Source organism: uncultured Methanobrevibacter sp. (assembly GCF_902770715.1).
In the GTDB taxonomy this organism is placed as follows: Archaea; Methanobacteriota; Methanobacteria; order Methanobacteriales; family Methanobacteriaceae; genus Methanocatella.
Genome location: NZ_CACXTS010000040.1, coordinates 1 through 12,775 on the forward strand (window position 1 = coordinate 1; position 12,775 = coordinate 12,775).

The following is a 12,775-nucleotide window of genomic DNA, read 5'->3' on the forward strand; positions in this document are numbered from 1 at the left end:
GAAATAGTTTCAGCACCAGTAATATCTGTTACAGTAATAATAGTGTTATTGAATGATGAGTAAATATTAGCTATACCCCATTTTTCATCTTTTGCCATAGTTACACCCTTTATTCCTCAGTATTAGCTTTATTAGCTTTGTTATTATTGTACTCTTCAATTTGTTTAGCTACAGGTGAAGAACGGTAGAAACCGATTTCATCTTCTTGACCTTTTAATACTACATAACTTGGGGAGTTGATTTTTTTACCGCCTAAAGCTATGTGTCCGTGTACAACAAACATTCTTGCTTCTTTAGGAGTACGAGCTAAACCTTTTTGGTATACAATAGTTTGTAATCTTCTTCTTAAGATATCTTCAACATTTAAATCTAAGATTTCTTCAAGAGCAGCACCTTCTGGCAAAACACCGGTTCTAGCTAAGTGTCCTAATAATTCTAATTTTTCTTCTTGCATTTGATCAGCAGAAAAACCGAGTAAGTATCTTGCTTCCCTACTGTATCTTCTGACTAAAGTATCAGCTTTCCAAATTTCTTTTTTGTTTTTTAAACCGTATTTAGTCATTAATTTGTTTTCATTTTTAATTCTTTCCGCATTCCAAGGATGTGGTGGTGTATTATACTTTTTCCTTGCTTTTCTAGGTTGTCCCATTAAAACATCTCCTTAATAAAATTGAATTTTAAATAATTTAATTTATAAAAAAAGCTCTTGCCTATCCTCTTGAACGTTTTACACCAACTGAAGAACTTTTTCTGAAAGTAGACTTGGTTCTTTGACCTCTAACAGGTAAACCAACTTCGTGTCTTCTACCTTTGTAGCTTCTGGTCTTTTTCATTCTGTTCAAATCGTCCCTTAAAGTCATGTCAAGATCAGATTCGATTAAGTGAATGTCTTCACCAGTTTCGTAGTCTTCCCTTCTGTTTAACATCCATGATGGAATGTCGAATTTTTGAGGGTTTTCTAAAATTTCTTCAATTCTTAAAACATCTTCGTCAGCAATGTATCCAATTTTAGCATCTAAATCTAAGTCTAAAGTACGGCACATAGTTTTAGATAAAGATATTCCAACACCTTTAATTTCAGTTAAAGCTTGTTCAATGGTTTTATTACCATTTACATCCTTTCTTGAAATACGCACTAAATGCTTAAAATCGTCTTCCATTAAATAACCTCCATTTATAGAGCGAACCTACGAGACGTAAAATAATAGATTCGAATGTTTTGACTAGCAAAACACAGTTCTTTCAACAGTTATAAACTTAGCTTAAATAAACTAAGAGTGCATAAATATCAGTTTTACAAGTATTTTTAAATTTAATCAAAAAAATATAGTTAAAAACTAATAAACGCCGAGACTGGGATTTGAACCCAGGAGGGCTGAACGCCCACGAGATTTCCAGTCTCGCGCCTTACCAGGCTAGACTATCTCGGCATGCAAATACCTGCACATCATATTCTCTAGAATAATATGATAAGATAATATATTTACTTACCCCTATATAAAGGTATTGCTTAAAAGCTGAAAATTATAAAATAAAATGATTTATAATATAAATTAGATTTTTCCAGTTAAAATACATTAAAAAGATAAAGTATATTTTTAATATGCAAAATATATATTAACAGGTGATAAAATGAACCTAATTTTATGGATTATAGTAATTATATTAGTCATATTTATTATAGTAACATTAATACACATGTACAATAACCTCGTTGGACTCAGAAACCGTGTGAAAAACAGTTATGCGCAAATCGACGTCCAACTTAAAAGAAGAAATGACTTAATTCCAAACTTGGTTGAAACTGTAAAAGGATATGCAGGCCATGAAAAAGGTGTGCTTGAAGAAGTTACAAAAGCAAGATCAAGTGTCATGAATGCTTCAACTCCACAAGAGGCAAGTGAAGCAAACAATCAGTTGACCGGCGCTTTGAAATCATTGTTCGCAGTTGCTGAAAATTACCCTGACTTAAAGGCCAACAGCAATTTCCAACAATTGCAAACCGAATTGAGCGACACCGAAGATAAAATTTCATATGCAAGACAATTCTATAATGATGTCGTTTTGAAATACAACAATGCCTGCCAACAATTCCCAAGCAGCATGATTGCAAAAATATTTGGCTTTAAAGAAGAAGTATTCTTTGAAGCACCTGAAGCAGAAAGAGCAGTTCCTGAAGTTAAGTTTTAGATAGGTGGGATTATATGAATGTTAGAAGAACATTCTGTATAATTTTACTAATTTTTATATTATTTTCAACGCTCACATTCGTTTCGGCTGATGACGACAGAAGCTATACAATCGATCAGGCATTTATAGAACTGACCGTTGGAAATAATGGTCTACTCCATGTAGATGAACAGTATGATTATGCATTTGATGGAGCGTTTAACGGAGTCTATAGGGATATTCCCCTGAAATCCGGAGAAAACATAGAAAATATTCAAGTTGCAGCAGATGGAGCCTATCCAGTATTGAAAGAAAGTGATGATGGCGGATATAAGCATTTGAAAATCTATTTATACTCAGATGCCGCCCACACAAAAGGCATTAGAGACTGTGACGTGTCAGTTTACATAAGCTATGATATGGTTGGCGTCGTAACACTTTTCAATGATGTTGGAGCTCTTCAATACAAGCTTTGGGGTGACGAATGGGACGTAGGTGTCGGAAGCCTGACAGCCATCGTAAATTTACCTGGAGCAAACGGCAATGAATACTTCCTGAATCCGCAGGATTACAATGAATCCTCATCACTTCAGGGAAAAACAATTACTGCACAAAGTTCATCCATTCCAAAAGGGGAATTGTATGAATTGCTCCTTTTGATGCCTATAAGCGACTTTAATGATGCGACCTATGCAAAGCATGTTAATCAAGACGGCCGTGAAATGATTCTGAAAAATCTTGAGGACAGCATAAACGGCAGGAATTTCTGGAATACAAGCTACCTTGTTTTAGGATTGCTATCTATTTTAAGCCCAATCGGCGCCATATTTACCTATTTCAAATATGGAAGAGAACCTAAAGTGATGTATGATGGAATCTACGAAAGGGAACTCCCAAGCAATGACTCACCTGAGGTGATCAATGCGCTAATTGAAAATAAGAAAGACCTTGGAACACCTAATATAAAAGGGTTTGAAGCTTCCATCATGAACCTGATTGACAGGAAAATCCTAAAGCTTTATACTGAAGAGAATGTCAGCAGCGGTACAAATGAATTGCTTTTGACTTTCAATCATGAAAAGGAGAATGAGCTGAGTCGAAGCGAAAAGATTCTTTTCAATACATTAACCCATTTTGCAAAGGACAACGTGTTGAACCTATCTCAATTGAACAGCAAATTCTCTTCGGAAACACAAGCGGAATGGTTCCTGAACCATGTCAAAAGTTGGGAAGAATCAGTTAAAAATGAAATTAACCTGCCAGAATACTTTGATGATGCTGGTTCCACATTAATCAGCGGAATTGCATTGGGAGGAATGGTATTCGGAGGAATAATTGCCGTTCTTGGATTCATGACAAATCTAAGCAGCGGATTCTTCTGTCTTATAGCCGGAATAATACTGTTCATATTTTCAATAGCCCTGATGCACATTGATGAGGATATTTTTGGAAGATGGACTGAAAAGGGTAGAGTCTTCTATCTCAAATGGGACAATTTCAAGAAATTCTTAGAGGACAACAGTTTAATTAAAGAACACCCTCCAGAATCAATAGTTGTATGGAAAAAGTACCTGATTTATGGAGCGGCTCTTGGAGTAGCTGAAGAGGTTTACGAATCCATGAAACTGCAGATTCCAAATATTTCAGAATATGATGATGACATATTCAGATATCATTACTATGGAGGATACGGGTTATTCCACGGATTTTACAGTTCAAGCTATTCAACCGTTCATTCATCATCCGATTCCGGAGGCTTCGGCGGCTTCGGAGGAGGATCCGGTGGTGGAGGTGGAGGAGCTTTCTAGCTTTTCCATTTTTCTTTTTTTATTAACCTATTTTTTAAGTAAAAAATATATTACATATCATTTTGAAAAAAAATAAATGAATTAGAATGGAAGACTTGAATACTTGGCATACACATGATAACTATTAGTATTCCAATTTTTAATTTTACCCAGAGAGTTTGAATAGCTTATAGGATCTCCGCAGACCCAAGTTTTTCCAATCTTGACCTGAGTCCAGACATGTCCTGTTGTATCGCCGCTTTTTATGAAATGGCAGACCCCATGAACATATCTTGCCTGGAATCCTGCTGTCCTATACATGGCAACCAGCAAGTGAGAATGGTCAACACAGTTTCCTTTCTTAAGCTTCAATGTCTTTGTCGCACCATATTTTGAATTATAATAATAGCTGTAGTCCAATGTATCCCTTACATAATTAAACAGCGCCTTTGCCTTATCTATCTTATTTGTCAATCCTTTAGTCAATGATTTGACTAACGCTTTGATAGCAGGACTTCCGACTTTGCAGTAGCTAGAAGATTTAAGATATGCCTTTAGAGAAGCAGCATTTTTCTGATTCAACCCATTGCCGAATTTGGAAAGCTTAACATTTACCGTTTTGGATATGGAACTGCTAGGAAGGAGCTCATTATTGCCCATGAATTTTACAGAAACCTTATATTTTCCTAAAGCAACATCAGTCTTAACTGTTGCATAACCCTTTGATACGACCGTTGAATTATAACTCTCACCATCAATTGTCAGCTCAACATAACCACCTGAAACAGCATTGCCCTTTGTATCAGTTACAAAAACCTTAAAGGTCTGCAGATTATCCTTATATGATGTTCCACATTTCCAGGTAATTTTAGAAGCATTTCTCTGAACAACCTTTATTGCACAGGAACTGGAAGTTCCATTTATTTTGAATTTAGTATTGGTCTTATAAGAAATGGTGTAATTGCCAATGTCGAGATTGATAGGCACTTCTGCAATTCCCTTGTTATCAGTTGTTTGAACATAAGTCTCTCCATTGACATTGAATGTCATGGTTCTTTTAGGCAGCGGAACGCCACCTGCAGTGAAAGCAACCTTGAATGGAGTGCCTGCACCATAACCAAAAGTCTTTGTGCTTTTTACTGTTAATTTAGTATCAGAAGGGTCGTCAATTATTGAAACCAAATTTTTTGCTTTAGCCGCTTTGAAATATTTGGTTCCATCATATGAATACTCAACCATGTAAAGACCTTTTTTGAATGATTTCACGCTAAGGGATGCGATACCGTCACCATCAGTTTTTTTGGAATAGGTCTTTCCATTGATTTTGATTTTGATAATCCTTCCAACATTTGAATTATCATTTAATGCAGTCGTATATTTGGCTTCAATTACCTTATTGTCATTTGGAAGGAAATTGTAAAAGCTGGATGTCAACTTGGTGGATGCCTTCCTTTTGAAAACTTGAAGTTTATATGTTTTTGAAAATCCATCTGGATTATAGCAAATAACCTTATATGTGCCTTTCTTAAGCTGTTTGAATGTTGAACTAGCATAACCCTTTGAATTGGTTTTGACCTTGTAGATTTTACCGTTGACCTTAAATTTTACATATCTATTGGCCAATGCCTTTCCTGTGCCTTTAAAGAATTTGGCAGAAAATTTCCTGCTGCTTCCTTCAACCTTTTTAATGTTCTTTGAAGTGATTGTCGGCAAAATCTTAAAGGTGGTTGTTACACTAAATCCAGTAAGGGGATCTTTTGAAACGATTTTATAGGTGCCCGGCTTTAAATTGACCTGCAGACTCACTACACCTTTGCTGCTAGTTTTTTTGGAGTATGATTTTCCATTGACAGTAATATTGACCTTTCTGTTCGCCAAGGTATTTCCATAGCTATCAAAGAATGTGGCCGTGTACTTCTTGCTTCCCTTATAGTATTTTGACAGATTGCTGGCTTTAACGGTGGGCAATACTTTAAAAGTAGTGGTTAAACTGCTGGCTTCACATCCGTCATCTCCTGCAAAATATGCTGTTGCAGTATATTTGCCAGGATTTAAATTCAAATTAACGCTAGAAACACCGTTTTCATCTGTAACGGCAGTGTAATTAATCTTATTTATGGTGAAAGCAACGGTTTTGTCTGCCAGTGTATTGTTTGAATCTTTTAAAGTAACATTAAAAGACCCCTTATAATACACGCTAACTGTTGGGGAAGTAAATTCTGTTTTGTTTTTGATTGTTTCGCTTAAAGAAACATCATCCGATGAACCATTTAAGACAATGGACTCCTCTTGAAGCACATCATCAATCTGCATTGCATCCTCATCGATAGAGTTTAGTGTAGATGTATTTGTCATGTTTGCATCATTTGCATGAATTGCACTGACTGAAAAAGCAAGAATAAACACTAAAAACAAAGAAAATATTGATTTTTTTCTCAAAATTGTTTCCACCATAATATTATTTTTTAAAAGTATTTTTACACAATAATATTTTTAAAAAATTTCATTTAAACTTTTTTATTAAAAAATTGATAATCTAACTTCTAAAACAAACAAAAAATGACATGATATAAAATAAATTATACAAATTTCTATATGCTATAAACTAAAAAAATGAGAGTTATTGAACAAAGGGAATAACATCTACTTCCAGAACCTTGGATAGGTATCCGGTTTCATTAACACTTTAGAAACATTGACTGCAAAACCTGAATCCGCTTCCAAAATTTCATTAGAAGTCAACAATGAATGGCCTGCACCGACCAATTCACCTTTCAAGGTTTCAATTGCTACAATATCATTCTTTTGAATGTTATCCGCCAAACTGGCAATTCCGCCACAGGCAAGATCAGCACCATGACATACAGCGTCAACGGCTGAATCCTTAATGATAATCTTTGGAAGATAATCTGCAGCCCTTTCCATTGGCATGATAGCGTCACGCAAGAATGATTCATCACCGTCTTCCTTCCAGAAGTGGTATGCATCAGTTACATCCTGAAGGGTAACCAAATGATTTTTCTCATTGAATGAACCTACCTGTGTCCTTCTAAGCTCTGCCATATGAGCCCCAACACCCAATGCTTCGCCTATATTGTGACAATATGTTCTTACATAAGTTCCCGCTTCACAACCAATTCTGAATAAAACGTCACGCCCTTCAATTTCATAAATTGTTGAATAATAAATGTTACGGGTTCTGAGTTCACGCTTTACAGCGGATTTTACCGGAGGAAGCTGAAATATCTTTCCAGTAAATTCGGCAAATACTTCACGAATTCTTTCCTCATCGACATCCTGATGGAAAGTCAATAAACATACATACTCCTTTGGAGCTGTTAATAAAAGTTGAATCGCACGGGTGGCGTCATCCAATCCAACCGGCAAAATACCAGTTACTTTAGGATCCAATGTTCCTCCGTGACCTGATTTTTCAATTGGTAAAATTCTTTTAACCCAAGAGTCTATTTCATGAGAAGTTGGACCTGATGGCTTATCTAAATTGATTACCCCTTTAGAAATATAATCAGTAATTTCACGTTCTTCAGGTTTACATCCAAAATCAGGGGAAGTAAAACTTTTAGATTTGGTTACCATCTCAAATTTCATGAAAAAAACCTTAAAAAATAGTAAAAAATAGTAAAATAATGAATAATCGTATTTTAATTATTCATTTATAAGTCAGCTAAAGCTGCTTTGATAGATTCTGCATCACCAGAAACATCAATGGAATCTGCAGTTGGTTCTAAGTGAGCGATATTACATCTTCTGTTTTTTACAGCTTCACCAATTACTTCTACAAAGTTTTCATCGATAATTTCAACGATTGCACATTTTTCGCCTGCTTCTCTACCAGCAGTTTTAACACATACTCTACCTACTTCGATTGATGCCATTTATATCACCTTTAATGTTTGAATAATGATTTCTGATATGCTTTCTGGATCAAAGCTATCAGTATTTACAATTAAATCATAAATCTCCATATTACTGATGTCAATATTATGGATTTCTTTATATCTTAAGGCTTCGCTTTTTTCACGAGTAATAATTTCCTCTTTGGCTATTTCAACAGATTTGTCTTCCCTTTGAGCTATTCTCTTGGAACGCACATCAAATGGAGTCATTAAGCAAATTCTTAAATCAGCATTGTCAACGAAAAATGCTGATAATCTTCCTTCGACAATTAGATTTTCTGCTGATTTGGCCTTTTCAGCTTGCCTCTTATCAATTTCCTTATCAATATCATCATTACCCTCAGCAAATTCACCGAATTCAAGAACGGTCATACCCCTTTCTGCAGCCATTTCCCTAAAAATGAACCCTGCAGAAATATAAGGCACATCCAATTTTTCACTTAACACTTCAGCAAGTGTAGTTGTTCCTGTTCCAGCTAATCCGCCGATAGTAATTATCATTATTTTCTAGCCTCGTTTTTGAAAATTTTACGAGCACAGCTTGAACATAAGTAACCACCGTATGGACGGTTAGGTCTTTTAGCTGTTTTTGATAATTTTCCAATTTCATATGGACGTCCACGAGGAACTCCATGTAATACTGCACCACACTCAGCACAAACATGCTTAGATGGTTTTTTCTTTTTGTATCTTAAAACATTTTCCCCACCAGGGGTGTTTTTATGAACTCTTTTATATGATCTTGATCTAAACCTATTTGCAGGCATTTAATCACCTATAATAATTTTTAAATAATTTAATAATTGTGTAATAGCGTATTCAAAATAGAATGCTATAATATATATTTTTCATTATTAATAAAGGTATAGTTTTTTAGTCGATTTAGAACCCTTGTTTGAATCCGAGATATTTTCTTAATATTTGACTCATACCAAAAGTACAAATCATATACCATAATAACCAACCAATACCGTATGGAATAGTAGCTTGTCCACCATACAGGAAACTTCCAATCATATGCCAAATCGGAACTAAAGTCACCCAATAAACTGATGGTGGCATGATAATAACTAAATTGCTGACAGCAGAAGCTCTCATCCAGAAAAATATTAAAATAATCGGGATGAAAGTCACAAACATTGGTTTGAACTGTTCAGTCATCATAGCGGTCTGGTCTTTCATCATTTCAGCCTGTTCAGCCTGAAGTTTTGCTATTTCTTTTCCATCCCCTCTTTTTTGAGCATCCCTTAATCTTTTATTGAACTCCTGCATGCTTTTTTGTTTTGCATTCAATTCATCTTGGTCAACTAAATACTTATTAGCGACAGTGGTAATTAAAGAAACAATGAATGCAATAATTAAAACAGTCAAAGCAGGATTAGCTGGATTTGGGTCCATTGCTAAAATCGGATTGAAAACTGCATTTAATGCCCCGTAGATAGGGCCCATAAAATCAACCATAGTTATACCTCTTTATTAACTTATAAATTTAATACGTCCACTAATTTTGAAACTGAAGAGTTTAAATGATTATCGTGGTTTGAAACTATTTTAACAGTAGCTCCGGTTAAGGTGGCATAAGCCATTGAGGTAGCTCTGTTCATTTCTTGATGCAATTGAATGTCTTTAGCTTTTTGAACATCTCTAGCACGGGTTTCATCATTTAATCTTCTGTAAATAATTTCATCAGGATGAGCTTCAATTAATATGAAAAGATCCGGTTGCAATTGTTCCAATACCCAAATAGGAAGACCTGGTAAGAATCCTGCAGGTGTGTTGATAGTACAGTGAGTATCGACAATAACATTATCGTTTTCAGACCTTGATTTAATCTCTTTTGCTGCTTTAGCTTGAATTTCTTTTTGAGTTTCAGCCGGTAATTTTCTTAAAGAATCCCTATCTTCAACAATATTTTCCTTAATAGCAATTTCAGTCATTATGTCTCCATAATTTAAATGTACATAATCAACTTCTTCAAGTGCTTTGTTAAGTAATGTTGTACTTCCAGAACCTGGAATACCTGTTAATACTACTAATTTCATTTTAATCCCTCACATATTGTTAAAATGGAAATATAGGAGAAAAATTAATCTCCTAAGAATTTTCTAAGAAGTGGATTTGCGGACATGAGTTGTTCCTCAGCCATTTCTTCATAAAGTTTATGAAGAATACCTACAGTAAGCAATACACCAGTACCTCCACCTAAAGCACCGGTCAAATCTGCAAGGAAAGCAATAAGACCTACATAGATACCACTTATGATGGTAAGAGCAGGAATATATTTTTTCAAAATTTTATATAATTGACGTTTACTACTTCTGAATCCTGGAATTTGAATTCCTGAATTGTAAAGTTGTTCTGAAATCTTTTTTGCATTTAATCCACTGATTTCTACCCATAAGTATGAGAACAATATACAACATGCTATGAAAAATATTGCATATATGAGAACATGAATCGGTTCTGTAACAAACATGGATAATTTTGGAGTGGATAATAACCAAGCAATACCATCAACTGGCTTACCCTTATTGATATGTCCTAAAATTGGAACTCCAATCTTTTGGAAAATATTTGCAAATAAAGTTACGTTTACAAGCAATGCACTTGTCAAAATTACAGGCATGTTACTTGAGTAAATGAATTTTAATGGATATTTACCAACAGATCCCCTAATTCTTCCGTGACCTCTTACACTACCGTGTGAAATAGGAATTTCGACTCTCATAGCCTCACCATAAAGAACAACCATAAATACGATAATAGTAGCAATTAATGGGATTAAGATTGAGAAATCATAAGTACCTTTGGTAGCTAGTTGAATAAATTTAGGAATGATACCTGCCAATAAACCGTCTGATCCATTTAAAATACTAAATGTACCTACAATAATCGCTTGACATACACCAGCAGCAATGAATAATCCAATACCACTACCGAATCCCCATTTTGAAACAACTTCATCAAGGTAAATAATAACCAAAGCACCGATAACAAGTTGGAAAATCAACAACAATGTGTATGAACCATCTATAGGAACAAGGTTACCAGTCAATACCAAAACGCTTGCTTCAAATATTGTGAAAATGATAGAAAGTACTTTTTGAGTAGCTTGGAAGTGAGACTTATCTTTATGGGAAGACAAATCTAATTCTAAAAGATTTGAACCTACTAATAACTGCAAAACAATTGATGCAGTAACAATTGGACCAATTCCTAAAGTAAGAATTGAACCAAAACTTCCAGCCATAACTGCTCTTAATTGAGCAAATGAATCAATAGCTCCAGGAGCTAAACCATATAATGGAATTTGGGTTAAAATAAAATATAAAACTAAAACAACACCAGTCCATTTAAGTTTTTCATTGAAGTCTTCTCTGTGAACTGGAGATTTGACTTCAGGAATAACCCTAAAAATTGGCTCTAATACTTCTAGTGCGGACATTTTTTTCCTCTAATAATAAAAAAGAAAAAAAGCTATAATTCTATAGCTTCTCCTCCTAACTCTTCAATTTTTTCAATTGCTGATGCTGAAAATTGAGGAGCTGAGATTTTGAAAGTTTTAGTGATTTTACCTTTAGCTAAAACTTTGTCGAAACCTAATTCAGTTACATCAATAACAATTGCATCACCTTCTTGAGATGCTTTGCCATCTGCAACTAACTTATCAGCTTGTTCCTCTAAGTAACTTAAATTAACAGCATTGACTTTTTTAATCATTTTTTGAGGTCTTTTGAAACCGTGTTTACCAAAGTGGTCAGGGTCGTGGATTACAGTCCAAGTCCAGTGTTGTTTACGCATACCAGCTTTACCTTTACCACCTTTGTTACCTGCACCTCTACGTTTTTTAGTACAGCCTCCACCGTTGGATCTAGAACCTCTTTGTTTGTTAATTTTACGTTTTGTTCTAATCATAAATATACACCTGATTTAAAGCATTCTTTTTGCAAGATCTTTAATTTCTTCTCCCCTGTAACCTAAAGATCCACCTTCTTTTACAGATAAACGGATGTCTTCGTATCCTTTTCTTGGAGGGTGTAAACGGAATACAGGTTTAATTCCAACGTCTGCTAATTTAACTTTAGATTCAATTAAAGCTTTAGCTAAATCAGCAATGTCTTTGTAATCAGTATTTTCAGCAACGTATTCATCGGTTACTTTTACATTTCCTGGGAGTCTTCCTCTTTTAGCAATGATAGCTGCTAAAGTTTCAGCATCAATTTCACCCCAGGTGATGTAATCCTTAGCTTTTTGAAGCATACCTTCGTAACTAGGGTTTTCTTCAACGATTACTGCGTGGCTGATTCTGTTAAGTCTTAACATATCTAATGTGTCAGCAATATTTTTAATGACACCGGTAGTTCCTCTAACTCTAATAACCAAAAACATAGTAATCACCATCTAGTAATTAACTCCCATTTTTTTGAGGTCTTCTTTGCTTGCTTTAACATTACTTAATTCTTTTAAAGCATCGAATACTGCATTAGCAAAGTTAACTGTGGTTTGAGTTTGTCCAAAGGTTTGAGACCATACATCGTGAATACCAGCGAGTTTTAAGATAGTTTTACCAACGTCACCGACTACTAAACCTACTCCTGCTGGAGCTGGCATTAAGGTAACGCTTACACTACTGGATTTACCTTGTACTTTGAAAGGTACGGTGTGTTCTCTTCCACAAACACAACCCCAATCTCCACAACCTCTTCTTACTTTAATAATGTTGTATTTTGCGTTGTCTACAGCTTTTCTGATAGCAGGACCAACCTCTTTAGCTTTACCTTGACCTAATCCTACATAACCATTTTTGTTACCTACAGCAACAATTACTCTGAAATTAACTTTTCTACCAGATTTATGCATCCTTTGAACTAAGTTAACATCCATTACTTCTTCTTCTAAATC

General features: G+C 34.9%; 16 protein-coding genes and 1 tRNA gene. 2 read left to right on the forward strand and 15 right to left on the reverse strand.

What is annotated here, in order from left to right; translation table 11 throughout:
- The 4 genes from rpsK to QZU81_RS09420 all read right to left on the reverse strand — a co-directional run.
- The coding region (gene rpsK, locus QZU81_RS09405; protein ID WP_295591517.1) for a 30S ribosomal protein S11 at positions 1-98 on the reverse strand (98 nt) is incomplete at its 3' end.
- An 11-nt stretch (positions 99-109) separates the two neighbouring features.
- On the reverse strand, positions 110-649 hold the full coding sequence (locus QZU81_RS09410; protein ID WP_292825623.1) for a 30S ribosomal protein S4: 540 nt from the start codon (positions 647-649) through the stop codon (positions 110-112).
- A gap of 61 nt (positions 650-710) precedes the next feature.
- Positions 711-1,160 (reverse strand): 30S ribosomal protein S13, encoded by a 450-nt coding sequence (locus tag QZU81_RS09415; protein ID WP_292825620.1) that lies wholly within the window; start codon positions 1,158-1,160, stop codon positions 711-713.
- Positions 1,161-1,345: 185 nt separating this feature from the next.
- Positions 1,346-1,430, reverse strand: a tRNA-Ser gene (locus QZU81_RS09420).
- A gap of 202 nt (positions 1,431-1,632) precedes the next feature.
- Here QZU81_RS09420 and QZU81_RS09425 point away from each other — a divergent pair.
- A complete protein-coding gene (locus tag QZU81_RS09425; protein ID WP_295591510.1) occupies positions 1,633-2,190 on the forward strand; it encodes a LemA family protein in 558 nt (185 codons plus the stop codon).
- A 14-nt stretch (positions 2,191-2,204) separates the two neighbouring features.
- A complete protein-coding gene (locus tag QZU81_RS09430; protein WP_295591511.1) occupies positions 2,205-3,977 on the forward strand; it encodes a DUF2207 domain-containing protein in 1,773 nt (590 codons plus the stop codon).
- Positions 3,978-4,058: 81 nt separating this feature from the next.
- Here QZU81_RS09430 and QZU81_RS09435 read toward each other — a convergent pair whose 3' ends face one another.
- The 11 genes from QZU81_RS09435 to rpsE form a co-directional block, all read right to left on the reverse strand.
- Positions 4,059-6,410: a transglutaminase domain-containing protein gene (locus QZU81_RS09435; RefSeq protein ID WP_295591512.1), complete on the reverse strand. Its 2,352-nt coding sequence runs from the start codon at positions 6,408-6,410 to the stop codon at positions 4,059-4,061.
- A gap of 189 nt (positions 6,411-6,599) precedes the next feature.
- Positions 6,600-7,565, reverse strand: coding sequence for an RNA-guided pseudouridylation complex pseudouridine synthase subunit Cbf5 (locus QZU81_RS09440; protein ID WP_292825608.1), 966 nt, complete (start codon positions 7,563-7,565; stop codon positions 6,600-6,602).
- 65 nt (positions 7,566-7,630) lie between these two features.
- Positions 7,631-7,852 (reverse strand): 50S ribosomal protein L14e, encoded by a 222-nt coding sequence (locus QZU81_RS09445; RefSeq protein ID WP_067043645.1) that lies wholly within the window; start codon positions 7,850-7,852, stop codon positions 7,631-7,633.
- Positions 7,853-8,374 (reverse strand): (d)CMP kinase, encoded by a 522-nt coding sequence (cmk, locus tag QZU81_RS09450; RefSeq protein WP_295591513.1) that lies wholly within the window; start codon positions 8,372-8,374, stop codon positions 7,853-7,855.
- The gene (locus QZU81_RS09455) at positions 8,374-8,640 is read right to left on the reverse strand and encodes a 50S ribosomal protein L34e (RefSeq protein ID WP_292825601.1); all 267 of its coding nucleotides are present in this window, start codon (positions 8,638-8,640) and stop codon (positions 8,374-8,376) included. Before QZU81_RS09455 ends, cmk begins: the two co-directional genes overlap by 1 nt.
- A 115-nt stretch (positions 8,641-8,755) precedes the next feature.
- The gene (locus QZU81_RS09460) at positions 8,756-9,334 is read right to left on the reverse strand and encodes a DUF106 domain-containing protein (protein ID WP_295591514.1); all 579 of its coding nucleotides are present in this window, start codon (positions 9,332-9,334) and stop codon (positions 8,756-8,758) included.
- 20 nt (positions 9,335-9,354) lie between these two features.
- Positions 9,355-9,915, reverse strand: coding sequence for an adenylate kinase (locus QZU81_RS09465; protein WP_292825595.1), 561 nt, complete (start codon positions 9,913-9,915; stop codon positions 9,355-9,357).
- Positions 9,916-9,959: 44 nt separating this feature from the next.
- Positions 9,960-11,318 (reverse strand): preprotein translocase subunit SecY, encoded by a 1,359-nt coding sequence (gene secY / locus QZU81_RS09470; RefSeq protein ID WP_295591515.1) that lies wholly within the window; start codon positions 11,316-11,318, stop codon positions 9,960-9,962.
- A gap of 32 nt (positions 11,319-11,350) precedes the next feature.
- Positions 11,351-11,788: an uL15m family ribosomal protein gene (locus tag QZU81_RS09475; protein ID WP_292825589.1), complete on the reverse strand. Its 438-nt coding sequence runs from the start codon at positions 11,786-11,788 to the stop codon at positions 11,351-11,353.
- Between the two features lie 15 nt (positions 11,789-11,803).
- Positions 11,804-12,262: a 50S ribosomal protein L30 gene (locus QZU81_RS09480; protein WP_292825586.1), complete on the reverse strand. Its 459-nt coding sequence runs from the start codon at positions 12,260-12,262 to the stop codon at positions 11,804-11,806.
- Between the two features lie 12 nt (positions 12,263-12,274).
- A partial coding sequence (gene rpsE / locus QZU81_RS09485; RefSeq protein WP_295591516.1) for a 30S ribosomal protein S5 occupies positions 12,275-12,775 on the reverse strand: 501 nt, incomplete at its 5' end.

What these genes read in the sequence shown, in the direction of transcription:
- QZU81_RS09460 (WP_295591514.1), bottom strand. Translation starts at nt 9,334, where the DNA reads ATGGTTGATTTTATGGGCCCTATCTACGGGGCATTAAATGCAGTTTTC.
- secY (WP_295591515.1), bottom strand. Translation starts at nt 11,318, where the DNA reads ATGTCCGCACTAGAAGTATTAGAGCCAATTTTTAGGGTTATTCCTGAA.
- QZU81_RS09435 (WP_295591512.1), bottom strand. Translation starts at nt 6,410, where the DNA reads ATGGTGGAAACAATTTTGAGAAAAAAATCAATATTTTCTTTGTTTTTA.
- QZU81_RS09440 (WP_292825608.1), bottom strand. Translation starts at nt 7,565, where the DNA reads ATGAAATTTGAGATGGTAACCAAATCTAAAAGTTTTACTTCCCCTGAT.
- QZU81_RS09480 (WP_292825586.1), bottom strand. Translation starts at nt 12,262, where the DNA reads ATGTTTTTGGTTATTAGAGTTAGAGGAACTACCGGTGTCATTAAAAAT.
- QZU81_RS09455 (WP_292825601.1), bottom strand. Translation starts at nt 8,640, where the DNA reads ATGCCTGCAAATAGGTTTAGATCAAGATCATATAAAAGAGTTCATAAA.
- QZU81_RS09430 (WP_295591511.1), top strand. Translation starts at nt 2,205, where the DNA reads ATGAATGTTAGAAGAACATTCTGTATAATTTTACTAATTTTTATATTA.
- QZU81_RS09410 (WP_292825623.1), bottom strand. Translation starts at nt 649, where the DNA reads ATGGGACAACCTAGAAAAGCAAGGAAAAAGTATAATACACCACCACAT.
- QZU81_RS09425 (WP_295591510.1), top strand. Translation starts at nt 1,633, where the DNA reads ATGAACCTAATTTTATGGATTATAGTAATTATATTAGTCATATTTATT.
- QZU81_RS09465 (WP_292825595.1), bottom strand. Translation starts at nt 9,915, where the DNA reads ATGAAATTAGTAGTATTAACAGGTATTCCAGGTTCTGGAAGTACAACA.
- QZU81_RS09475 (WP_292825589.1), bottom strand. Translation starts at nt 11,788, where the DNA reads ATGATTAGAACAAAACGTAAAATTAACAAACAAAGAGGTTCTAGATCC.
- QZU81_RS09445 (WP_067043645.1), bottom strand. Translation starts at nt 7,852, where the DNA reads ATGGCATCAATCGAAGTAGGTAGAGTATGTGTTAAAACTGCTGGTAGA.
- QZU81_RS09415 (WP_292825620.1), bottom strand. Translation starts at nt 1,160, where the DNA reads ATGGAAGACGATTTTAAGCATTTAGTGCGTATTTCAAGAAAGGATGTA.
- cmk (WP_295591513.1), bottom strand. Translation starts at nt 8,374, where the DNA reads ATGATAATTACTATCGGCGGATTAGCTGGAACAGGAACAACTACACTT.